This window comes from Shewanella sp. HL-SH8 (genome assembly GCF_051165765.1).
GTDB lineage: Bacteria > Pseudomonadota > Gammaproteobacteria > Enterobacterales > Shewanellaceae > Shewanella > Shewanella glacialimarina.
The window spans coordinates 1459917-1485040 of sequence record NZ_CP195039.1 but is presented as its reverse complement, the minus strand read 5'-3'; the positions used below and the strand labels follow the sequence as shown (position 1 = coordinate 1485040).

General features: G+C 41.1%; 17 protein-coding genes and 2 pseudogenes. 2 read left to right on the top strand and 17 right to left on the bottom strand.

From position 1 onward, the window contains the following. Positions 1–48: 48 nt before the first annotated feature. A complete protein-coding gene (locus tag ACRWQN_RS06575) occupies positions 49–843 on the bottom strand; it encodes a hypothetical protein (protein ID WP_434940252.1) in 795 nt (264 codons plus the stop codon). Further along, complete coding sequence (locus ACRWQN_RS06570; RefSeq protein ID WP_434940251.1) at positions 836–2149, bottom strand: tyrosine-type recombinase/integrase; 1314 nt, start codon at positions 2147–2149, stop codon at positions 836–838. The genes ACRWQN_RS06575 and ACRWQN_RS06570 overlap by 8 nt, the downstream gene beginning before the upstream one ends. Positions 2150–3150: 1001 nt before the next feature. Here ACRWQN_RS06570 and ACRWQN_RS06565 point away from each other — a divergent pair. Next, positions 3151–6039 (top strand): bifunctional diguanylate cyclase/phosphodiesterase, encoded by a 2889-nt coding sequence (locus ACRWQN_RS06565; protein WP_434940250.1) that lies wholly within the window; start codon positions 3151–3153, stop codon positions 6037–6039. A gap of 99 nt (positions 6040–6138) precedes the next feature. Here ACRWQN_RS06565 and ACRWQN_RS06560 read toward each other — a convergent pair whose 3' ends face one another. The 15 genes and pseudogenes from ACRWQN_RS06560 to ACRWQN_RS06490 all read right to left on the bottom strand — a co-directional run bounded on the left by ACRWQN_RS06560 (position 6139) and on the right by ACRWQN_RS06490 (position 23551). Then, entirely contained in the window at positions 6139–6861 is a 723-nt protein-coding gene (locus tag ACRWQN_RS06560; RefSeq protein WP_434940249.1) for a DUF599 domain-containing protein, read from the bottom strand. Positions 6862–6963: 102 nt separating this feature from the next. Then, the gene (locus ACRWQN_RS06555) at positions 6964–7626 is read right to left on the bottom strand and encodes an RluA family pseudouridine synthase (protein WP_434940248.1); all 663 of its coding nucleotides are present in this window, start codon (positions 7624–7626) and stop codon (positions 6964–6966) included. An 82-nt stretch (positions 7627–7708) separates the two neighbouring features. After that, positions 7709–9826, bottom strand: coding sequence for a methyl-accepting chemotaxis protein (locus tag ACRWQN_RS06550; RefSeq protein WP_434940247.1), 2118 nt, complete (start codon positions 9824–9826; stop codon positions 7709–7711). A 186-nt stretch (positions 9827–10012) separates the two neighbouring features. Beyond that, entirely contained in the window at positions 10013–11290 is a 1278-nt protein-coding gene (gene gabT / locus ACRWQN_RS06545) for a 4-aminobutyrate--2-oxoglutarate transaminase (RefSeq protein ID WP_434930304.1), read from the bottom strand. A gap of 11 nt (positions 11291–11301) precedes the next feature. Beyond that, positions 11302–12751: pseudogene (gene gabD / locus ACRWQN_RS06540) on the bottom strand (NADP-dependent succinate-semialdehyde dehydrogenase). Positions 12752–12780: 29 nt separating this feature from the next. Next, positions 12781–14067, bottom strand: coding sequence for an NAD(P)/FAD-dependent oxidoreductase (locus ACRWQN_RS06535; protein WP_434928524.1), 1287 nt, complete (start codon positions 14065–14067; stop codon positions 12781–12783). A gap of 417 nt (positions 14068–14484) precedes the next feature. Further along, positions 14485–15304 (bottom strand): annotated as a pseudogene (locus ACRWQN_RS06530) (ABC transporter permease subunit). After that, positions 15301–16197, bottom strand: coding sequence for an ABC transporter permease subunit (locus ACRWQN_RS06525; RefSeq protein WP_404830062.1), 897 nt, complete (start codon positions 16195–16197; stop codon positions 15301–15303). Before ACRWQN_RS06525 ends, ACRWQN_RS06530 begins: the two are co-directional and overlap by 4 nt. Further along, entirely contained in the window at positions 16197–17333 is a 1137-nt protein-coding gene (gene potA, locus ACRWQN_RS06520; protein WP_434928521.1) for a polyamine ABC transporter ATP-binding protein, read from the bottom strand. The genes ACRWQN_RS06525 and potA overlap by 1 nt, the downstream gene beginning before the upstream one ends. A 136-nt stretch (positions 17334–17469) precedes the next feature. Continuing rightward, positions 17470–18570, bottom strand: a complete 1101-nt coding sequence (locus tag ACRWQN_RS06515) for a polyamine ABC transporter substrate-binding protein (protein ID WP_434928520.1) — start codon at positions 18568–18570, stop codon at positions 17470–17472. A 291-nt stretch (positions 18571–18861) separates the two neighbouring features. Next, positions 18862–19680 carry an aminotransferase class III-fold pyridoxal phosphate-dependent enzyme gene (locus ACRWQN_RS06510; RefSeq protein ID WP_434940246.1) on the bottom strand — a complete coding sequence of 273 codons (819 nt, stop codon included), beginning with the start codon at positions 19678–19680 and terminating at the stop codon, positions 18862–18864. After that, positions 19656–20231, bottom strand: coding sequence for an aminotransferase class III-fold pyridoxal phosphate-dependent enzyme (locus ACRWQN_RS06505; protein WP_434930307.1), 576 nt, complete (start codon positions 20229–20231; stop codon positions 19656–19658). Before ACRWQN_RS06505 ends, ACRWQN_RS06510 begins: the two co-directional genes overlap by 25 nt. A gap of 187 nt (positions 20232–20418) precedes the next feature. Then, positions 20419–21774: a glutamine synthetase family protein gene (locus ACRWQN_RS06500; RefSeq protein ID WP_226410773.1), complete on the bottom strand. Its 1356-nt coding sequence runs from the start codon at positions 21772–21774 to the stop codon at positions 20419–20421. 3 nt (positions 21775–21777) lie between these two features. Then, positions 21778–22542, bottom strand: a complete 765-nt coding sequence (locus tag ACRWQN_RS06495; protein WP_434940245.1) for a gamma-glutamyl-gamma-aminobutyrate hydrolase family protein — start codon at positions 22540–22542, stop codon at positions 21778–21780. A 460-nt stretch (positions 22543–23002) separates the two neighbouring features. Next, positions 23003–23551: a cupin domain-containing protein gene (locus ACRWQN_RS06490; protein WP_434928516.1), complete on the bottom strand. Its 549-nt coding sequence runs from the start codon at positions 23549–23551 to the stop codon at positions 23003–23005. A 209-nt stretch (positions 23552–23760) separates the two neighbouring features. Here ACRWQN_RS06490 and ACRWQN_RS06485 point away from each other — a divergent pair, with 209 nt between their 5' ends. Beyond that, positions 23761–25068, top strand: coding sequence for an NAD(P)/FAD-dependent oxidoreductase (locus tag ACRWQN_RS06485; RefSeq protein ID WP_434940244.1), 1308 nt, complete (start codon positions 23761–23763; stop codon positions 25066–25068). The last annotated feature ends 56 nt before the right edge of the window (positions 25069–25124 follow it).

The window sequence follows — 25124 nt, the reverse complement described above, 5'->3', positions numbered from 1 at the left end:
ACAATAAACCCATATAAAAAAGTATAATATTGAGGTTACCCAAAACCATCATATATGGCTTTTTTGGGTATCCCATCCATCATTTAACTTTGAAATAGCGAGAGTTTTTTTGATTGAACCAACTGATGTTTGGTACCGTTCTGATAATGCTTTATGGATCTGTCCAGTTGGAATTCCAAGCTTAAATAGACACGCCTCATCCGCCCTCATTTGCTTACGGCGCAATCTTTCTAGGAATGAAGATGTATACACGTATGTGATCGCACTTTTTAGCTTGTCCTGATATTCAATACTCGCTCTAAGCTTCGGGTCTTTAATGAGTTCGTAAACTAATTTTTGATGCTGTCCAGTTTTCACTAAAAAAAGGCACAACTTAAAAATCTCATTTCCAAAAGACTCAGCATCCAGACTCATGACCTTATCAAAATGTCGCAGCCTCCATCCATTTACATCAGGCTTTGGCGGTAACAAAAACTGGTTATTATTAACCTTGGTCTGTATATAGCACTCGTGCCCGTTATGTTCAAAATGAAATTCAACACCACTTCCCCACCAACTGACAAAGTGAATTCTCACAGCTCCTTCAGGTATCTTAACTGGCTTAGACTGACCTCGGTCAACATCAATATTATTTAATATTAACCAGTTATCGGGTTCTTTATCTTTAGCGATATCACGAAGTGCTTTGGGTATTTCATCCAGATACTTAGTAGGTAACTGCTCGCTATGTTCTAACAAAATTGCCAAATGTGTAATAAATTTTTGCTTGTTATACTTTCTCCATTTATCCAAGGTTACTTGGCTTACTTTAGTTACAGGCTCTCCAATAAATTTGTCATCCATGTTTTATCACTCCAAAATTAGCTTCAATTACTTTGGCTTCAACACCTGATAATCTTACCTCCCACTTTCTAAGCGCCTCTCGTTTTTCAGGAAGATAGCTATAGCGGTCATAATGTTTAGCGCTCACATCATTCAAAGCATGATTCTGAAGCCTGTCACGTATTTCCTTACTAACTCCTAACTCCCCCATCAATGTTTTACAGGTGCGCCGAATATCGCGGGCCACAAAAGCTTTACTCTCTGGGTATGCTTCACGGTAGCGGCTAATCGCTTTTGAAAAGCTATCAGTTCTCAAGTGCTGTTGATGGTCATTGCTGCGTGGGAAAATAAAGGGGCCGCCATGAGATTCATCCTGTAACCGTCTAAGTAATTTAATCGCACTATCTGTTAGCGGGATCAAGTGGGGCCTTTTGTTTTTACTCACATCTGCGGTAATGAGTAAGCTCTTTTCTTTCCAGTTAACCGACTCCCAGCGACTTGCTACCAGCTCATAAGGTCTCTGCCCCCCTGTATAGAAGCACAGCGCCATAAGTGCTGACACCATAGGCCCAATTCTATTCACCTTAGTAAAGTTGCTTAAAAGCGTTTGTACTTCATCTAAAGTTAACCAGTTCTCGCCAACCTTTTCAGCGTGAGACTGTTTAGCTATTACTTGAGCTGGATTACTCAACAAGCCAAATTTAACGCCTGTATGCGCTTGTGCGGGGTTTAAGTCATGCTTTAAGCCATAGTTATAGGCTGCGACAATATAGCTTCTTACACGGTTAGATTGAACGCTAGCACCGCGTTGAATCATTGCTGACAATATTGGGACTATATCGGTGGGTTGAACGTCTTTAGCTTTTGTTGCTGGTGGGATATATGGGTAAACTTCTTTCTCTAGTGCCTTTAATACCGCCGCATAGGTTCGTTTACCATCTTCGCTCATTTGCTGTGTATAGGCTAAAAATAGCTGCTGAATACTACCTTTCATTGCTTCAACTTGTTCTGCTGCTTTTTGCTTTTGCTTTTCTCTTTCTACTTCAGCTTTTGGATCTAATCCTTGAGAAAATAAACTTGAAAGTGGCCTGATTTTTTCACGAGCATCTGTGAGGCTTAAATTGGGGTAAACGCCTAACGATATATAGCGCCTAGCGCCATCAAGAGTATATTTAAAACAAAACTCTTTTTTACCTTGTGGCGTTACCCTCACCACAAGCCTGCCCGCACCTCTTTGCCTCGTAGAATCCACCAACTCATATTTAATATCTTTAGGTTTGGCACCTAAGATGTCTTTGTCTGTTAATGCTTGAGGCTTGGCGGTCATGTCTAGTCCTTAACAGCCTCACAAAACACCTTGGGTGCTGTAATGGGTGCTGTAAGCGTGTTAGTTAATGAGATTTAACTAGATAATACAAGATAAACGAAAAATGACAAAACCCTTTAAAAACGGCAGCTTTCTATTATAAAACATCTCATTTAATTTCATTCGTTTTGGACCGAACTACGACTCATAATCGTCAGGTCCCCAGTTCGAGTCTGGGAGGGGCCACCAATTCAGATAAGACCCATGAAGAAATTCATGGGTCTTTTTCGTTTAAGGGCCAGTCCATTTCCGGTAATACTTCTAGCTGATTAATCTCAGAAAAGTCTCAGCAAGAATTAACCCACAAAATTGCCATATGAATTATTGACAGAACATTACTACTCATACCCATCTATGAAATCATATAAAACCAGCTAGTTAATTATCAAGCATGAGCTAGAGCCAGACAGACTCAAACTAATGTTAGCCTGGTGTCTATAATTTTCAGCTAAAGGCCTTATCAGAGACAATCAGAATGTAATATGATGTCCTTGTCGTCGAAACTAGCCTAGATTGAAAGACACACAGAAACGTGACAAAAACAGCAAAATAATTATTCCTATCTGATCGATCTCTTGATGATAATTTGATCGGCACTCACCTAGATCTTGCAACCGATACCAAGCATCAAAGGCAACTCAAAGTTACTTTAATACCTGTTAAATCCAATGTCTCAATATGTCCACCTCATTAGATGAAACAATAACCAGGTCAATAGATCCCTCCTTAAGTATCACTATAGTGTTCAGCAATAATCGATCAAGTTTGACCATTTAGCCTGAGAACCGGCTTGTTGCTTTACTATTGTGTGGGTGTATAGCTCGAAAAGGTTATTGCCAATTTAAAAGGCACAAACCGATCCTGTTGGACCTTAATTAGCGATTAAGAGTATGATTTAACGATAAATAAATACTATTATTTAATTGTTAATTATTGAAACTAGATCCTATACTGGTTGCATGATGAAAATACATACGAATTATCAACGACCAATAAAGTCTGCCTTGTGGGTAGTGCTTTGCTTTACCATTATTCTGGCCATCAATTGGTTATTAGCCCCTACTCCATTATTGGCAACTATTGCCAATTACATACCACTACACACTTTTTTGGAATTATTGTCGATCATCGTCTCTGCAATGATTTTTGGTATTTTTTGGGCCAATATACCTAACAAAAAAAACAGTCGAAATCATCTTATTCTGGCTTGCTCCTTCCTCGGTGTTGCAGTTCTGGATTTATTACATGTACTCTCTTTTCCTGGAATGCCAGACCTCATTACCCCAAGTAGTCCAGAGAAAACGATAAACTTTTGGTTAATGGCCCGCTACCTATCGGCCTTGAGTTTAATTGTAGTTTCCGTGTTGTCTTGGCGTACCCTTGCCACACGACTCATGCACTGGATAATATTGACTATTGTTTTGCTATTGCTCAGCATACTCATCACCATTGGCCTAATTTATCCTTCATTGCTCCCAAGTACCTTTGTTGAAGGTCAAGGGTTAACCTCATTTAAAATTATTAGCGAATATTTTTCAGCCGCTGTTTACTTACTTGTTTCAATTAAACTTTTTTATTCAATGCGTAAGCAACAGTCCTATGATGTAGTAAATTTATTTATAGCCGTCTGCTTAATGTCAATGAGCCAAATTTACTTTACGCTATATGCCGAAGTGAACGACAGCAATGCTTTGTTAGGGCATATCTATAAAGTTCTTGCCTATGGCATGGTTTATAAAAGCTTCTTCATCAGTAACATAGTAAAGCCTTACGAAGAGCTGTCTAAATCGCGTAATTTACTCAGTACCATAATTGAAGCCATTCCAATGAGTATCTGTTGGAAAGACTCTCAATCACGTTATTTAGGCTGTAACACGCAATTTGCGATAAATGCTGGAGTGAAAAGCGCTGATGAAATAATAGATAAATTTGACAGTGAACTGGCCTGGGGCGAACAAGCGGCCATATACCAATTAAATGATCAACAGGTCATAAGCTCTGGCGTGCCAAAATTGAGCTACGAAGAAAGTTATATCAGTCCTACCGGGGAGTTTTTTTGGATAAACAAGTCCAAAGCACCCATTCACGATAAAAATAATGCTGTTATCGGCATGGTAGGTATCTATGAAGATATTACAGCTAGGCGCATCTCACAGGAAAAGCTTCAACTAGCAGCCAGCGTGTTTACATACGCCAAAGAGTCAATCTCCATCACAGATACCGATGGACTTATTCTTGACGTCAATAAGGCTTTTACACGGATGACGGGCTATAGCCGTGAAGAAGCAATAGGTCAAAACCCTCGCATTCTCCACTCTGGTCGACAATCTGCCAGTTTTTATGCTGATATGTGGAAAGCAATATTAAATGAAGGTTACTGGTCAGGTGAACTTTGGAACAAACGTAAAAATGGTGACATCTATATTGAGAATAAAACGATTAGTGCCGTGCGTGATAAAGACAATAATACGACCCATTATGTTGCCTTAGGTAACGACATTACCCCAATGAAAAAATATCAAGACCAATTGGAACATATTGCCCACTATGATTTACTAACTGACTTACCTAATCGGGTATTACTGGCAGATCGTTTAGGTCAAGCCATGTTGCATTGTAAGCGTGATGGGAAGTCACTTGCGGTAGTATTTCTTGATTTAGATGGTTTTAAAGCTGTCAATGATGCCTATGGGCATGATGTAGGTGATGAGTTACTCATTGCACTATCTTTGCGGATGAAAGATGCATTACGCGAAAGTGATAGCTTAGCCCGCATTGGTGGGGATGAATTTGTAGCTGTATTAACAGATTTAGCGATAGTTGAAGACTGCAAGCCAGTATTAGATCGACTGTTATTAGCGGCCTCTGAGCCTGCCACTATTGGTGATATTATTTTCAATGTCTCAGCCAGTATCGGCGTCACCCTATACCCACAAGATAATACTGATGCTGATTTACTAATGCGTCATGCTGATCATGCCATGTACGCGGCTAAAGAGTCAGGGCGTAATCGCTACCATTTCTTTGATACAGCCCAAGATGATGCGATTAAATTGCAAAAAATAAACCTTGATGCTATTCGTTACGCCTTAGATAATCATCAATTTATACTTTATTATCAGCCTAAAGTGAATATGAAAACTGGTACTGTGATTGGCGTTGAGGCACTTATTCGCTGGCGTCATCCTGAACGAGGATTATTAAGCCCAATTGAGTTCTTACCCGCCATAGAAAATAATCCTATGAGTATCGAAATGGGCGAATGGGTTATAGATAGTGCATTAACACAAATAGGCCAATGGCAAAAAATGAACCTTAATCTCACTGTTAGCACCAGCGTAAACATTGCAGCGGTTCAATTACAGCAAAAAGACTTCACCCAGAGACTCGCTGCGCTGTTAGCTGGCCACCCGAATGTTGAGCCCCGTTATTTAGAGCTAGAAGTGCTGGAAACGAGCGCCCTAGATGATGTTAATCATGTATCCTCAACCATGCAAGCATGTATAGCACTAGGGGTAAATTTTGCCCTAGATGATTTTGGAACAGGCTATTCATCCCTCACTTATCTTAGACGATTACCCGCTAAGTTAATTAAAATAGACCAAAGCTTTATACGGGACATGTTACATGATGCGGATGATTTGGCTATTGTGGAAGGGGTGATAACCTTAGCTAAATCGTTCAAACGTGAAGTCATTGCAGAAGGAGTTGAGTCGATAGAACATGGCACTGCCCTGTTGAAGCTAGGTTGTGATTTAGCCCAAGGTTATGGTATTGCACGGCCTATGCCTGCTGAAGATATTCCTGCATGGATAAATGAATGGAAACCTGATAATGCTTGGAAGATTTAATCTTAAACTCAATTCAATACCTGTTTAATTACCATCAATAGAATATAAAAAGCCCATTTGAAATGGGCTTTTGTGTGTTAAAAGGGTTATCACTTAGCTTTATTCATTCATTCTATATGCAGGGTCTTTTTCTAAATGTGCTTGAGCAAGGGTAATAGCTTGAACCGCGCGGGAATTAAACTCACGTTGATAAAGGGTATAAACCACAAATAAATTAGCAAAAATAAACGCTAACGGGTGCAGGAACCAACACAAAGCCGCCATAGCAAAATAGTAAGACCGTAGGCCGTAGTTGTAAGAATGGGCCGCTTGATCTTGTACCACCGCCATTTGCCTTGCATAACCGAGCATATTGATATCAGTCCCCGTTTTATCCAATGGTGCTGCGCCAATCATTACATTAACAAAACCATACTGGCGCATCGACCAGGTAAACTGGAAAAATGCCAACACGAAAATACCCGCAAGTAAGGCCAGCTTAACTTGCACCAATGCATGATTAGGCGAAACAGAAAAAGGAATAGAACCAATTACCATTTCAAGCTTTTCAACTTGCGAAAATAGCGTTAATACACCGGCAAGAATAAGCAATGTCGTCGAAGCAAAAAAGGCTATGTTGCGCTCCAGGTTAGCTAATAACGATGCTTCCCCCACCCGAATCTCCTTTGCAATGACTTGCGTCATCCAATGAATACGCTGTTGATGCATCACTCTGGCGATACAATTGGCGGTTTTAGCTTTATGTTTTGAAAAGCGGGTATAGCCAATCCAGCTAACTAAAAAAGTGAATAACGCTAAATAATCCAGTGGTGAACCAATCATATACTTTCCCTATCTAGCTAAGAATCCAACACTTTTAATTTGAGAGTTTATTATGCATCAGTTTTATTTCTGCTTGAATAACTATTTAAAGACAAACAAGAATTAAAAAGGACTAATACATTGAGTATTCATTCGCTCGCCACTGACAGGATGGATGAAAGAAAGCGAGGTAGCATGTAACATTAGCCTACTAGCCAAAGATTGTGATTGACCAATAGGGTAGAGATCGCAGCCAATAATTGGATGCCCTATTTGCTGACTGTGTATGCGCAGTTGATGGGTTCGACCTGTTATTGGTGTAAAAGTCACTTTTGTCACTTGCAGACCACCAGTTATGTGCTCAGAGTCAATAACTTGATAGCGACTATGGGCCGCTTTACCCTTCGCACTGCAAATTTTCATTAATGGAAAATCATCTTTGGCGATCGGTAGTTTAATTTCCCCTTGATGACTTGGCATCTCACCCAATAATATCGCTGTATAGGTTTTCTCGACTAAACCGTTTTGAAATTGCTGAGTTAACAGTCCATTTATCTGCTTATTTAATGCCACCAGCATGACACCTGAGGTACCAAAATCCAAACGATGCACCAAAGTACAACCTGGATAGTCTTTCACTAAACGATAGTGAACCGAGTCGATATTAAGCGGATTTTTACCTGATAAACTTAATAGGCCAGAGGGTTTATTAATGATCAATAAGTGCTCATCTTGAAACAATATATCAATATGACCAAGGCAAGGTGGAGCGATAAATTCTATCATTAGATAACCATAAAAAAATAACAACGCAGCATAAACAAAAGGTGGCCATTGGGCCACCTTTTAACTGCAATAGCCTAGAATATTAGGTTCTTAACTTACCTAACTCACTATGCTGCTTTTGAACTAACTCAGCAAGCGAATGACTGCTTTGCTGCGCCTCATCTGCTAGCTGTGATAATTCTGCAGCTGAATCAGATATACCTGTAATATTGCGGCTCACTTCTTCTGTGACCATACTTTGCTCTTCTGCTGCAGTGGCAATATGAGTCACCTGTGAAGACACCTCATTAATTTGAACCACTATGGCATTAAGCGATGATAATGCCATTTCAGTTTGCTCAACGGCTAACTGAGCGCCTTTAGCCCCCTTATCGATAATTTTTGAAGCGTTGACCACTTCTGATTGAAGTGCATCAATCAATTTAGTGATTTGATTAGTTGAGTTTTGAGTTTTAGATGCTAATGCTCTGACCTCATCGGCTACAACGGCAAAACCTCGCCCTTGCTCACCCGCCCTTGCTGCCTCAATAGCCGCATTTAACGCCAGTAAATTGGTTTGATCTGCAATAGAGCTAATCACCTCTAAAATCCCGCTAATGTTGCCACTGCTTTGAGAAACTAACTCTACGGCCTTTTGTGCTTGAGCAGATTCTATAGACATGTCATTTACATAACCCATGGCTTGAGTTAAACGCTTCTCGCCTTCTTTGACATTTTTGGTCATCGATTCTGTTTCATGCGCAGTTTGTTCAGAGGCTTTGGCCACTTCTAATGCTGCGGCACTCATCTGGTTTACTGCCGTTACAACACTGTCAATTTCCGCATATTGGCGATTTACACTCTCACGGGTTAACTGAGCAATCTTGGCTGATTTTTGACTTTCTGATTGCGAACGATCGGCCAAACCTTTAAGACCAATAATCAAATCCCTCAATTTGGTAATAAATAAGTTAAAACCTTTGGCTAGTGCAATCAGCTCAGCATGGGAATCTACATGAATAGATTGAGTTAAATCTCCTTCTGCACTGCCTAAATTCTCTACCCTTTGCTGGATCATATTCAGTGGTGAAATAATGCTGCGGATAACAATACTAATCACACCGATTGCGACTACTGACACAATTACGCCTAAAACTAACAATAAACTGCCTAATGAAGTCGCCATGTCATCCATGGCTGTATCCATTTTAGTGATAGCAGCAAAGGCTTGTTCTTTTGGCACTTCAATAACCAATGACCAGGTGGCATTGGCGAGTGGAATTAAAATGGGGAATGCCACTGCTATGATGTCATCATCACTATAAATTTTATTATTTTTATGCAGTTCCATTAATTCAGACGCTTTTTGAGGAGAGACTGATTCAGCAAAAGGCCGAGCCATTTTATTATAATGACTTGCTGCAACCACAAGTCCTCGCTCACTTAATAAGGTGACTTTTGCAGTACCTTGATAAAGGCTTTGAGATAATTTATCAATAAGCTTTTGAAATATAGGTAAATTAACATCTACTCCAACCATACCTTTAAATTGATTATTCACTACAACAGGAACGGTAAGTGAAGTCATTAACGCATTATTACCTGGAGATATCTCATACAGGTAAGGTTCCATCAAACAAGGCTTTTTAGTATCTTTAACACACAGATACCATTCTGCTTCCCTGATCCCAAATTCATTTAATGTCGCGACATACTTTTCGGCAGCATCTTCAACTTGCTGATGCTCAACCGTGCCATCATCATTGCGAGTGTAATAAAGTTCTAAGCTACCATTGTCAGGAACGCTATGACTAAAGCCATTTAAATATTCACTATCACGTCCATCATAACCATTGGATTCAAATTGAGCATACATAGATGATATTTGAGCATTTTTGCGTAAATTAGCTATCAGCAAGTCTGCCAACTTTGAACGGGCAAGGGGATCCTGAACAGACGTATATTCAACCATTCCAGAAAAAGAATAAGGGATACGGTAAGCCTCATTTATAAACCCAGCAATTTGTTGACCATATTCAGCGGCCCTAGCGGATAGCTTTTGATTTATTTCTTGTTGTAACGTGGTATCCATCTCTTGCGCTAAAATTTTATTTTTGTCGCTTAATCCCCACCATAAGCTTAGTGATAATGTCAGCACGATAAGCAAAAACAACCCTGATGTGATCCAAAGTAATTTCGTTTTGACAGGCAATGCCTTCATATTGTTACTCCACTTTCTTATTATGTCTTTATAGGTATGTCAAAAATTTCACATACGACTTTAAGTTTAGTCGAGATTCAAATAATAGGACGAAAAAATAGTAAAAATACCGATAAAAGCTAATAAAAAGCCCTATTTCTCAATAGGGCTCACTTTGTACTTAAACTATTGGGACGTTAATTATATTTAGCCATTAAAAACAACGTTAAAGACTTCATCCATAATCGCTAAACCCGCATCAACTTGTGCATCAGGCGCCGTTAAAGGCACTAATACTCGCAGGACATTTCCGTAGGTGCCGCAAGATAGTAAAATTAATCCGCGGTTACGCGCTTCCAATAGCACTTTGGGACAGTATTGTGGTGCGGGCTGACCATTTTCCATCAATTCAATGGCAATCATCGCACCTAAGCCACGCACTTCAGCAATTTGGTTGTACTTACTTTGCATAGTGGTTATTGAGGCTTTAATGTGTTTGCCTAAAGTGTTGGCTCGCTCAAGTAGCTTTTCTTGCTCAAATACTTCAATCACCGCCAAAGCTGCTGCACAAGCCAGTGGACTGCCACCATAAGTACCGCCTAAGCCACCGGCAGTAATAGCGTCCATCACTTCAGCGCGGCCAGTGATACCTGATAGCGGGAAACCACCCGCTATCGATTTAGCAAAAGTGGTAATGTCAGCGGCTACGCCCATTTGCTCCATGGCAAAAAAGGTTCCGGTACGACCAGCACCAGTTTGCACTTCATCAGCAATAAGCATTATGCCGTGGGTATCGCACAATTCACGTAAACGCTTCATAAAGCTTGGCGTGGCGGCATAAAAGCCACCCTCACCTTGTACAGGCTCTAAAATAATGGCGGCAATGTCACTCGGCTCAGCATCATTTTTAAAAATACGCTCAATTGAAGCCATTGCGGCATCTTCAGACACACCATGTAACTCACACGGAAACTCAGCCCTAAACACGTTAGCAGACATCAGTCCCATGCCTTTGCTGTAAGGGGCTACTTTACCGGTCAATGCCAATGCCGCGATGGTACGGCCATGATAACCTGAGGTAAAAGCAATAACGCCTGCACGCTTTGTGTAAGCGCGGGCAACTTTAACCGCGTTTTCGACCGCTTCAGAGCCGCTAGTAAACAACGCTGTTTTTTTAGCAAAGTCACCTGGTACTAACTGATTTAATTTCTCACACACTTCTACGTAGCTTTCATACGCTAGCACCATAAAACAAGTATGGGAAAAATCATCTAACTGCGCTTGAACCGCAGCTTTTACTTTTGGATGTAAGTGGCCAGTGTTAAGCACCGCAATACCGCCTGCAAAATCGATATATTCACGCCCTTCAACATCCCAAACGGTAGCATTTTCAGCGCGCTCTATGAAAAGCGGATGAATTTGACTTACGCCTTGCGCAACAGCTGCCTGGCGGCGAGCCATTAATTGTTCATTTGTTTTATTCATTGCCTATACCCTTACACAGACATACAGATATATTTCATTTCGAGGTATTCCTCGATGCCAAATTTTGACCCTTCACGGCCTAAACCTGAAGATTTTATTCCGCCAAATGGCGCAACTTCTGTCGAAATAAGTCCAGTATTAACACCAACCATGCCGTACTCTAGTGCTTCTGCCACTTTATAAACCAATGAAATATCACGGCCATAAAAATAGGCTGCTAAACCAAACTCAGTATCGTTGGCCTGATTAATTACATCGTCTACACTATCAAACTTGAAGATTGGCGCTAAAGGACCAAAGGTTTCTTCGCGGGCAACTAACATGGTTTTATTGACATCACGCACTATGGTGGGCTCAAAAAAAGAAACCGCCTAATGCGTGGGGGTTGCCACCAGTAACCACACGGGCACCTTTTGCTAACGCATCATCTAAATGACTTTGCACTTTTGCTACAGAATTGGCATTAATCAGTGGTCCAATGGTGACACCTTGTTCAGTGCCATGACCTACTTTCAATTTGGCGACAGCATCGGCAAACTTTTGGATGAAAGTGTCATACACTCCCGCTTGCACATAGATACGGTTAGCACACACACAGGTTTGGCCAGCATTGCGATATTTAGCAATCATTGCACCTTCGACTGCGGCATCTATGTCGGCATCATCAAACACAATAAATGGCGCATTACCGCCTAATTCTAATGATAACTTTTTAAGCGTAGGCGCACATTGCGCCATAAGCTTGATGCCAACCCCAGTTGAACCTGTAAATGATAATTTTCGCACAATAGGGCTTTCACACAGGGTATTGCCAATTTCAATAGCATTGCCTGTCACCACACTAAATACCCCAGCAGGAATACAGGCACGGCGGCTTAGTTCAGCTAATGCTAATGCCGTAAAGGGAGTTTGCTCCGCAGGTTTAACTACCATAGTACAACCAGCAGCTAATGCCGGTGCTGCCTTTCGGGTAATCATAGCAGCGGGGAAATTCCAAGGCGTAATTGCCGCAGTTACACCCACAGGTTGCTTGATAACTGTCAGTCTTTTATCAGCTTGATGGCCAGGAATAGTATCACCATAAATGCGCTTAGCTTCTTCAGCAAACCATTCAATAAATGACGCTGCATAAGTAACTTCGCCTTTTGCTTCGGCTAACGGCTTGCCCTGCTCGGTTGTCATCAGCAACGCAAGATCATCAGCGTTCTCAATTAATAACTCAAACCAACGACGCAATTTGCTGCTGCGCTCTTTAGCCGTTAGTGCACGCCAGGCAGGTAATGCTTTATTTGCCGCATCGATGGCAGCCGATGTCTCGGCCGCGCCCATTACAGGTACATGGCCGATAATGTCTTGATTGGCCGGGTTTGCTATCGCAATGGTATCACCAGAGTTTGCACTGACCCATTGGCCATCGATATAGCATTGCTGTTGTAATAAACTTGGGTCATTCAATACCATGATGTTCTCCTTAATCTAAATAGCAAAACTTATACGCCAAACTTATCGCGCATAGTGTAATACCACGCACCAATAGCACTAAAAGGCACTCTTAAGGCGTGTCCACCAGGGAACGGATAATGAGGTAATGCCGCAAATGCATCAAAGCGAGTAGCTTGGCCATTTAGCATTTCTGCGATCAATTTTCCCGCAAGATGTGTGTATGTAACACCATGGCCGCTACAACCTTGAGAGTAATAAATATTGTGGCCAATACGGCCAACTTGTGGCAAACGCGACAAGGTCATTAAGAAATTACCTGTCCAAGCATAATCAATTTTAATCCCTTTAAGTTGTGGGAATGTTTTCAGCAGCTTAGGTTCTATAAGCGCTTTGATATTGGCGGGATCACGCGCGCCATATACCACACCACCACCGAATATTAGACGTTTATCTCCGGTTAAACGGTAGTAGTCGAGTAAATAGTTACAATCTTCGACACAATAATCCTGCGGTAAAATACTGGCAGCCATCTCATCAGATAAAGGCGCTGTAGTCACTACTTGAGTACCACATGGCATAGACTTAGCGTGTAATTCAGGCAGCAACTTACCTAAATAGGCATTACCAGCAACAACTACGAACTTACATTTAACTTGACCTTGCGCTGTATGCACAACCGGTGATGCACCATCGTCAATATTAATAACAGCAGAGTCTTCAAAAATTAATCCACCTAAAGATTCAACCGCACGGGCTTCACCTAATGCTAAATTCAAAGGGTGAATATGGCCGCCACTTTTATCTAATAAGCCGCCAACGTATAGGTCCGAATCAACCACTTTACGAATAGCATCATGATCTAAAATTTCAAGTTGTTGATTATGTCCATGGGCTTCCCACAAGTCTTTTTGTGACCGTAAATGGCCCATTTGTTTTTTATTCATAGCCGCGAAAACGCCACCATTCTTTAAATCACAATCAATATTATATTTGGCAATGCGTTCACGAATGATACGCCCGCCTTCAAATGCCATTTCACCAAAAAGTTTGCCTTGCTCTTTGCCTACTACTTTTTCAATACTGTCTATGTCACGGCTAAAAGAGTTAACAATTTGACCGCCGTTTCGGCCAGATGCACCCCAGCCAATTCTGGCGGCCTCAAGGATAACTACCCTCATGCCACTTTCTAAAAGATGAAGCCCCGCTGATAAGCCTGTATAACCTGCGCCAACAATACAAACATCTGTTTCTATAACAGATTCTAGACGAGGGCGTTCAACTTTATCGTTGGCCGATGCGGCGTAATATGAACTAGTATGAGGTGTAGCAGACATAGCACTTCCTTTATATGTACATTGCAAAATATAACTGTCTCATCCTACACCTAGGTCATCATAAAAACTAGCCGAAAAGGTATAATTATTTACAGTTTGTTGAAAATATTAAACACTCTAAAACCATAATCCTGCACTATTATTAGCATGACTAATAGGTATGAATACAGCTTATTTTGAAGAGTTTGGGTTATCTAAATTTGGGTTATTTACATTTTGGTATCTCAGCCATGGTGGTCTAGTTAAACCGACAAGTGATCCACAAAAAAGCCCATCAAAGATCAATTACTCGAGAGCCAATTAAAGACGTTTAATCCAGATTAAGACTCGAGTGATGACTTATTATAGATAATAAAAAAGCGCGTTGATGAATCGAAATATCATCATGACGCGCTTCTGTTATTTCAAGGTAATACCCTATGACTCCATCGCTTTTTGCGCTTTCTTTTCTGCCCGTCGAGTAAAGTACCAGGACAAGAATGCAACAAGAGACACAGCAAAAATAATGATGGTCGCTAACGCATTAATCTTAGGCGACACCCCTAAGCGCACTGATGAAAACACCACCATAGGCAAGGTTGTAGAACCCGGACCAGAAGCAAAGCTGGCTATCACTAAGTCATCTAATGACAAACTAAATGATAATAACCAACCAGCAATTAACGCTGGCGATATCATAGGAACCGTAATCAAGAAGAAGGTTTTTAGTGGCGTAGCCCCTAAATCCATCGCGGCTTCTTCAATTGATCTGTCTAGCTCGCGCAATCTTGACGACACCACAACGGCTACGTAAGCGGCACAAAATGTTGAGTGTGCAATCCACACTGTTAGCATTCCGCGTTCAGTTGGCCAACCAAAAGTATCAGCCATTTGCACAAACAGTAGCAGTAAAGATAAACCGGTAATGACTTCAGGCATAACCAATGGTGCGGTGATCATGTTAGATAAGGTTAATTTAGCCCATGAGCAGACGAAAACGTGTCATGACAAACGCCGCCATAGTGCCAATAATGACCGCCATAGTTGCACTGTAAAATGCGATACGTAAACTCACCCACACGGCACTTAAAATCTGCTCATCTTGAAACAGTTCACCGTACCATTTTGGTGAAAACCCACTCCAGACTGTGACCAGTTTTGATTCATTAAAAGAATAAATAACCAAAATAAGCATCGGGGCATACAAAAAAAGTAAACCGAACCACAACATGATTTTAGAGAAACTTAAGTTTTTCATGCATCGTTCTCCATATCACGTGACTGATAGCGATGGAACAAGGTAATTGGCACAATTAACAGTGCTAACATGACAATAGCCAAAGATGAAGCCACAGGCCAATCACGGTTATTAAAGAACTCTTGCCACAATACTTTACCAATCATCAATGAATCAGGGCCACCGAGTAGCTCAGGAATAACAAACTCACCGACAGCAGGAATGAACACTAGCATTGAGCCAGCTACCACTCCCCCCATTGATAAAGGCAGCGTAATTTTCCAGAAGGTATTGAGACTACTAGAACCTAAATCAGATGCGGCTTCAATTAAGCTCATATCCAGTTTCACTAAAGTGGCATATAAGGGCAAAATCATAAATGGCAGGTAGCCATAAATAATACCAATATACACGGCAAAGTTAGTATTGAGCATTTGAATAGGCTCAGAAATGACCCCAAGCCAGATTAAGAAGTTATTCACTAAGCCAGTGTTACTTAAAATACCCATCCAGGCATAAATACGGATCAAAAATGATGTCCATGATGGCAGCATCACTAACAGTAATAACACAGGTTGAAATCGTGTTGGCGCTCTAGCAATGGCATAAGCCATAGGGAAGCCTAATAACAAACAACCTAAGGTGGCAATGAGTGCCATTTTAAGTGAGGTTAAATAGGCAACGTAGTACATTGAATCCTGTAGCAATAGTAAATAGTTACCAAAATTCAAAAAGATAGATAATGTTTCATCGATAAAACTAAAGGTTGCCTCGTAGGGAGGAATAGCAATCGCAGCAGTTGAAAAACTCAGCTTCAACACAATGGCGAAAGGCAGTGCAAAGAACATCAATAACCATAGGTAAGGTATACCCATGGTCAAATGTCGGCCTTTTAGGCGTTTAAATGGATTCATCATGATTGCAATACAACCCCGCTGGTGTCTTCCCAACTGATAAAGACTTCTTCTTCCCATGTTGGGTGATCCGATCGGCGTTCACGGTTAATCATTGAGCACTGAACAATTTGCTTGTTTCTTAGCTTAATATAAAAGACTGAAACGCCACCTAAATAGGCAATATCATGTACTACGCCTCTGGCCCAGTTATACTCACCTTCAGGCTGTTCACGGGTAATGATGGTTTTTTCAGGGCGCACAGCAAGCATCACAGTCTTATTATCTAAACTGGTAGAAATACCGTGTCCAATATAAAAAGGTTGTTTTAAAGTGTGTGATTTAATAATGGCGTGATCGGCTTCATCGGCAATAATATCGCCTTTAAATAAATTTACTGTGCCAATAAACTCAGCAACCATACGGCTATTCGGCGCCTCATAAATGTCTGTTGGGCTGCCAGTTTGTGCAATCCAGCCTTCATTCATAATAGAAATACGCCCTGCCATCGTCATGGCCTCTTCTTGATCGTGAGTTACCATGACACAGGTCACGCCTACGGCTTCAAGAATATCGACCACTTCTAACTGCATTTGAGTACGCAGCTTTTTATCCAATGCGCCCATAGGCTCATCAAGTAGTAATAGTTTAGGTCTTTTAGCTAATGAACGAGCCAAGGCGACACGTTGACGCTGACCACCCGATAATTGGTGTGGTTTACGCTTAGCATATGTTTCCATGTGCACCAACTTGAGCATTTCCTCAACGCGTTGAGCAATATCAGCTTTGGGCATTTTGTCTTGTTTTAAGCCAAAGGCAATATTTTGTTCTACCGTCATATGTGGAAATAATGCATAGGATTGGAACATCATATTGATAGGGCGTTCATAGGGAGGCATGTCGGTAATATCGACACCGTCCAGAAAAATGCGACCTTCAGTCGGCTTTTCAAACCCGGCCAATATACGTAATAGAGTTGATTTTCCTGAGCCTGAGCCACCTAATAATGCGAAAATTTCACCTTGATTAATGGTCAGTGACACATTGTCGACTGCGCGGACATCATCAAATAGTTTACTAATTCGATCAATTTTAAGGAGTACTTTATCTTGCGTCTTTGTGGTTGGTTTATTAGTGACGCCCGAGGTGTTTTCCATGATACTGCTCCGCCTAGTTGGAGTATGTGTTCTGTAACATTGATTATTATTTGGGGTTACAAAGAACATTAAAATCTGATTGATGAAAGGGCTAAGTATTTAGGGCAAGTTACCTTGCCCTAATATGTTGATCTGACTACTGACCAGATTTCACTTTAGTCCAAGCACGTGTCACAACTCGTTGAATTTTCATTGGGCGAATATCACCAATGTACAGCTTGTCGATTACGCTTTGTGGTGGATAAATTGCTGGATCATTTTTGATTGCATCATCAACTAGCGCCTGTGCAGGAGTATTAGGGTTAGCATAAGCAACATAGTTACTGATAGGTGCTATTACCTCAGGACGCAATAAATAGTTAATTAACTTATGGGCGTTATCAACGTTTGTGGCATCTTGTGGAATCGCTAACATATCAAACCAAAGGTTGGCACCTTCTTTAGGAATAGAATAACCGATTTTATTGCCATTACCCGCTTCATCTGCTCGAGCTGCAGCTTGGAATACATCGCCAGAGAAACCATATGCGACACAAATATCGCCATTAGCGAGATCTGAAATATAACGCGATGAATGGAAATAGGTGATATACGGACGAACTTTGGCAAGAACTTCAGCGGCTTTTTCATAATCAGCGGCATTTTTACTGTTCGGATCTAAACCAAGATAAATGAGTGCTTGCGGCAGCATGTCGTCAGCAGAATCTAGCATTGAAAAACCACATGATGCGATTTTTTCTGCGTATTTAGGATTAAAAATAAGCTCTAATGAATCAAATGGCGCATCTTCACCTAACACAGCTTTAACTTTATCGATGTTATAGCCAATACCATTAGTGCCCCATAAGTAAGGTACGGCATGTTCATTAGCAGGATCGGCTTTCTCAAGCTGCTTCATTAAGTCCGGTTTTAAGTTGGCATAGTTAGTCAACTTAGTACGATCTAGCTTTTGAAAGGCACCCGCTTTGATTTGCTTAGCCAAAAAGTGATTAGATGGAACCACTATGTCATAACCACTGCGACCAGACAGCAATTTAGCTTCTAAAACTTCGTTACTGTCGAACACGTCATATATAACGCGAATGCCAGTTTCTTTTTCAAAGTTTGCTAAGGTATCTTCTGCGATATAGTCAGACCAATTGTACATCTTGACAACTTCTTCAGCATGCAGCGAAGTGCTGGCAAATACCGACGCTGAAATAAGCGCTATGGTAGACAGTTTGTTAAGTAGCTTCATATGTTCTCCCTTACTTGGATAATGGTCAGGACTGTGCTGACAGTTATTCGCTTTTAAAGCGTTATTATCATTCCCTTATAAAAAGGAAATTATCCAATGCTACATCATATTTCTGCATCGGTAACATCACAGCAAAATGCAAATGCTATAATTTTTTTGGATTCTATCAAAAACCTTTTTAATTACTAGATAGTAACAATCTAATTGCTTAAAAAACCACTAATTACTCATAAACATGCAACAAGCTTTATTAAGCGTGCAAAGGTACTTTTAAAGTCAATATCATTTCTATCAATATGCTTTACTGGCTAAACATTTAGTATAGGTGTCATTTAGGGCCATTAAAGCCTTATCAACCAACTCATCGATCTCTGCCTTGGTAATAACCAGTGGCGGAGAAATAATCATAGTATCGCCCACTGACCGCATCACCAAACCATGCTCGATACAAAAATCTCGACACCAAGTTCCCACACCAATCTTGGCTGAAAAACGCTGGCGTTTCGCTTTATCTTGCACTAGCTCAATCGCAGCAACCAAACCTAAGCCTCTTACCTCACCCACTAATGGATGCTCATCTAATTGTTGTAAGCGTTGTTGAAAATACGGTGCCGTTTCTGTAGCCACTTTTTCAACTAATTTTTCTCGTTTGATAATATTGATATTTTCTAATGCAGCAGCCGCAGCAACCGGATGACCTGAGTAGGTAAAACCGTGGGTAAATTCACCACATTGCTGTTTAATCACATCCGCGACACGGTCTGCAATTATTACGCCACCCATAGGCACGTAACCAGATGTCATGCCTTTTGCTATTGAAATAAAATCAGGTTGTAGGTCAAAGTATTCAGCGGCAAACCAATGCCCCGTTCTGCCAAAACCACTAATCACTTCATCCAAAATAAGTAACAAGTCATATTTAGCTAAAATACGTTTAATTTCAGGCCAGTATGTGGATGGAGGAATAATTACGCCACCAGCACCTTGAAAAGGTTCGGCAATAAATGCCGCAACATTATCTTCACCTAGCTCTAATATTTTAGTTTCTAGTGCTTGGGCAGCTTGTAGACCAAATGCTTCGGGCGTTAAGTCCCCCCTTCGGCATACCAATAGGGTTGTGCGATATGCACTACTTTGGGGATAGGTAAATCACCTTGTTCGTGCATGCCAGACATACCGCCTAAACTTGCACCCGCTACTGTAGAACCATGGTAAGCATTGTGTCTGCTGATAATGGTTTTTTTATTGGGTTGACCTTTTAAGTCCCAATAGCGTCGCACCATGCGTAAGTTTGTGTCGTTTGATTCAGATCCCGAACCGGTAAAGAACACACTATTCATGTGTTTAGGGGCAAGTTCGGCAATGGTTTTTGCTAACTCAATAGCGGGTGGGTGAGTACATTGGAAAAAACTGTTGTAGAAAGGAAGTTTTTGCATCTGCTGACAAGCGGCATCGACAATTGATTGTCGGCCATAACCCACATTTACACACCAAAGCCCTGCCATTGCGTCTAATAATTTATGACCTTGGACATCCCATATATAGACACCTTCGGCGCGCTCAATCACACGAGTGCCTTTCTCGCCAAGGGCTTTAGAGTCTGTAAATGGATGAATAAAATGTGCTTTATCTGCTTGCTGTAAAGAGGCTAAATTTGTCATACATGTTCCTTTAAGCTGGCAAAAATGACAACTTACCAGTCCTGACTGCAGTTATGTAATCATCTGAAAATATTATTAACTCTTCGACTGACGTAATGAGCCACTCAGCTTTTAAAAGCTGGAATGGCTAGCTAACTTATCAAACTGAATAGCGAAGTGATTCACTCCGCTATTCAACTGTTATTAACTAAACCGTTAATAACAGGAACTCACGCTCCCAAGAGCTCACTACGCGGCGGAAGTTTTCAAGTTCAGCTTGCTTAACCGCCACAAAACCTGTGGTGAAAGACTGACCTAAATATTCAATACACGCTTCACTTTCTTGCATTGCAATCAAGGCTTCTTCTAGGGTCAGCGGTAAACAGTATTCGTTACTGGTGCGACTTTCATTTGAACGACCTGTCACAGGATTTGAAGGACGTAAGCCTTTTTCCATACCAATGAAACCAGCCAATAAACTCGCTGCAATGGTTAAGTAACAGTTTGCATCAGCACCTGGAATACGGTTTTCAATACGACGGTTCTCTGGTGATGATTCTGGAATACGTAGACCACATGTGCGGTTCTCTACGCCCCACTCTAGGTTTACAGGTGCAGAAGTACCCGGAAGGAAACGACGGAAAGAGTTAACACTTGGTGCCATTAATGGTAATAATTCAGGAATATAGGTTTGTAAGCCGGCAATATAATTTAAAAACAACTGACTTTGAGTACCATCTTCTTTAGTAAAAATGTTTTTACCGGTTTTTTTATCAATCACACTTTGGTGGATGTGCATCGCACTGCCTGGCTCATCAGTAACCGGCATAGCCATAAAAGTAGCACACACATTATGCTTTAATGCCGCTTCTTTAAGTGTACGTTTAAATATAAATACTTGATCGGCTAACGATAATGGATTGCCATGGCTGAAGTTAATCTCCATCTGCGCAGGACCATCTTCATGGATTAGGGTATCAATATCTAAACCTTGAAGCTCACACCAATCGTACATATCTTCAAACAGTGGATCGAATTCATTTGCGGCGTCGATTGAAAATGATTGACGACCAGCTTCAGGACGGCCAGAGCGACCAATAGGGGGCTTAAGCGGTAAGTCATGGTCATCACTACGTTGAGTTAAATAAAACTCCATTTCTGGTGCAATAACGGGTTCCCAACCTTTATCTTCATAAAGTTTAAGTACTTTTTTAAGCACATTACGTGGTGATAATTCAATTGGATTACCCATACGATCATAACAATCGTGAATAACTTGCGCGGTAGCTTCTACAGTCCAAGGTAGCATGAATACTGCATTCTCATCCGGCACACACACAAAATCGATATCGGCTTTATCAAGTAATGAATAGAAAATACCGTCATCGATAAAATCACCCGTCACCGTTTGCAGCAATACGCTTTCAGGTAAACGCATGCCTTTCTCATCAATAAACTTATCTACTGGGGCAATTTTGCCTCGAGCGATACCTGTCATGTCACTGATCACACATTCAACTTCGGTAATTTTTCTATCTTTTAGGAACGTAATTAACTTATCCATTGGTTATTTCTCTCGTTTAGCTGCATGCAAACGGCACGCTTTGCCGAATGCATCAAAAATTGATGAATAAAACTGATTATCTTGCACTTTCCATTCTGGGTGCCATTGCACACCTAACGCAAAAGCCTTAGCACCTTTCACAGAAAATGCTTCAACTAACCCGTCTGGCGAATGCGCCTCTGGTATTAATCCCGAGCCTAATCTGTCGACGCCTTGAGTATGCACTGAATTCACTTCAGCCTGTTCACTGCCCCACGCTTGATGGAGTAAACCACCAGGCACTATATCAATAGCATGTGACAAGCCATACTGCACATCTACTGGAGCCGTTTTATCTTCTCTGTGTTCAATAAATTGGCCAACTTCATGCAGTTTTTGGTGCAAGCTGCCACCATAAACCACATTCATCTCTTGAAAACCACGACAAATTCCGAATACAGGCACACCCGCATCTATGGCTGCTTTGATTAGGGGTAATGTAGTCGCATCGCGCTTAGGATCATGGTGAGTGCCTTCTGCACTAGCAGGGCCTTGAAAATGATGTGGCTCCACATTAGATGGTGAACCGGTAAATAAAATACCATCCAGGCGAGAAAGTAATTCTGCGGTGGGTACGGCTAAACCCAAAGAGGGGATAACTAAAGGAAAGCCTTTCGCACCGTTAACGACACTGAGTAGGTATTTTTCACCCACAATATTAAATGGGTGTAATCCTATTTGTTGATTACATGCCACTACCCCAATCATTGGGACTTTTGACAAAGACATATCACACCTACACTGTTGAACTGCAAATATGCAGCATTTCTTTCAAACACTTGGAAAGTATTGATCATTAAACACTCAAAACTGTGATATTTCCACAATATATAATCTATTTAATTAACTAATAATTTGTGTTCGTTTTTTCACACACTACACTTAATTTTAACACTAGGCAATAGCAATAATACAACTGGATAAATTTTTATAGTTCCAGCATCACCTAATCAAGCAAGCGCAGTAAAAATAGGAATAAACAGTTGTAAACCAGAATAAAAATATCTTGGTACAATCAATTTCAATATGGAATTGGAGGCTTTTTAAAAACAAAGTTTCATATAGAGAACAATATTATGCTTAATATTATTTACATTGTAGGATTAGATTGCAGCGTATTTATAGCCCAAAAACAGACTTAAGAGGTTTGCAAAGTAATGCGCACTACTTTGCAATCAGTCAGAAAATACTAAAAATCACCCGGCGTGGTTGCACTGACCAAGCGGCATGGCTCTTCGAAGGGATTCGCGAACTTATGTGGCAGTTCACTATTAAAGTAATAGCTATCGCCTTTATGCAGCACAAAGGTCTCATCGGCAACGGTAAGTTCAATTTTACCTTCTAGAATATAAGCCCCTTCTTCACCACGATGTTGTAGCATCTCATCGCCTGTACTTGTTTTGGGTGGATAAGTTTCATACATCAGTGACATTGCACGATTTGGAAAGTCTCTACCAATAAGCTTATAAACTAAATCACCGGTACCAATATCGAGTAACTCTTCAGAGCGATAAACGACTTTTTGCTCACCGACAGTGCCCTCCTCAATAGAAAAGAACTCAACCAATGACATAGGGATCCCAGCGAGAACCTTCTTTAAGGAGCTAATAGAAGGACTAACACTGTTTTTTTCAATCATTGAAATAGTACTATTGGTCACGCCTGCACGCTTAGCTAACTCGCGCTGGGAAAGACCGCGCATTTTCCGAACAGCTTTTAAGCTTGCCCCTATATCCAATTTCTGACTCCTGAAAATAATAGCCGTTTCGAATGACACTAGATGACATCGAATATGTCACAGCAATTTATCATTGTATTTACTAACGTGAAAGGAATTGTATTCTAGCTTAATTCAGTGTTAAATAAAATGCACAATCTGTCGATTAAAAATTACCGATAGATAGACCCTACGACTCATTAATCATTAGCCTTTAAATTGGAGACGCTATGTCACAGCCCTCACCGATCCATAGCGATAAATACCCAGATTCTTTTTACTTCCACAGTGCGAAAGAACTATTCGATTATCCACAACTAACAGAATCTATCACTGTCGATGTTTGTATTGTTGGTGGGGGGTTTACGGGTATAAATACCGCGATAGAACTGGCTCAAAAAGGCTTTAGCGTGGCGGTTTTAGAAGCGAAACGCATCGGTTGGGGAGCGTCAGGGCGCAACGGCGGAGAGCTAATTCGTGGTATTGGCCATGATGCCAGCCAATTTAACAATGTCATCGGCACTGAGGGCGTCAACGCCATCACGCAAATGGGCTTTGAAGCAGTTGAAATTGTTAAGCAACGCGTACAACAGCACAACATCCAATGTGACTTACAAATGGGTTATTGTGACTTAGCCGTAAAACCTCGGCACATGCATGAGTTAGAGCAAGAGTTTACCGACTTAAAACAAGCGGGCTATCAGCATGATATTCAATTACTTGATAAAGCACACATCAGTGACGTTATCCAATCTGATTTCTATCAAGGTGCTTTAGTCGACATGGGCAGCGGCCACTTACACCCGCTGAACTTAGTGCTGGGTGAAGCAAGAGTTGCCCGTGAATTGGGGGTACAGATTTTTGAGTACAGCCCAGCAGAACATATATACAAAGGCGATAAACCAGTGGTTAAAACCGCTAAAGGTGAAGTTAATTGTCAATTTTTAGTGCTGGCCGGTAATGCGTACATTGGTCATAAACTGAATGATTATGTCGGCGGAAAGGTACTTCCCGCAGGCAGTTACTTACTGGCAACAGAGCCATTAACTGCAGCGCAATGCCAAGCTATTATTCCACAGAATATGGCATTTGCAGATATGCGCGTAGCCTTAGACTACTTTCATTTATCCGCTGATAATCGATTATTGTTTGGCGGTTTATGCACTTACTCAGGAAAAGATCCTAGCAATATTGAAGCAGCACTGCGGCCCAATTTAGAACATGTATTCCCGCAACTTAAAGGGGTTAAAATTGATTACCAGTGGGGGGGAATGATTGGTATTGGTGCTAACAGAATGCCTCAAATAGGGCGTTTGCCTGATGCTAAAAATATTTTCTATGCCCAGGCTTATTCAGGACATGGCGTCAATGCTACTCATATGGCAGCAAAACTCATCGCCGAAGCTATCACGGAGCAAGCCGAACGGTTTGATATTTTTGATAAGATAAAACACATGACATTCCCAGGCGGGCCACATTTTCGCTCACCTATGTTAGCTGCGGGTATGCTATATCATCGCTTTAAAGATATTTTCTAATATGAATTAGGGCTGTTGATTTATCCTAATCAACAGCCCATAACCTAGCATAGACG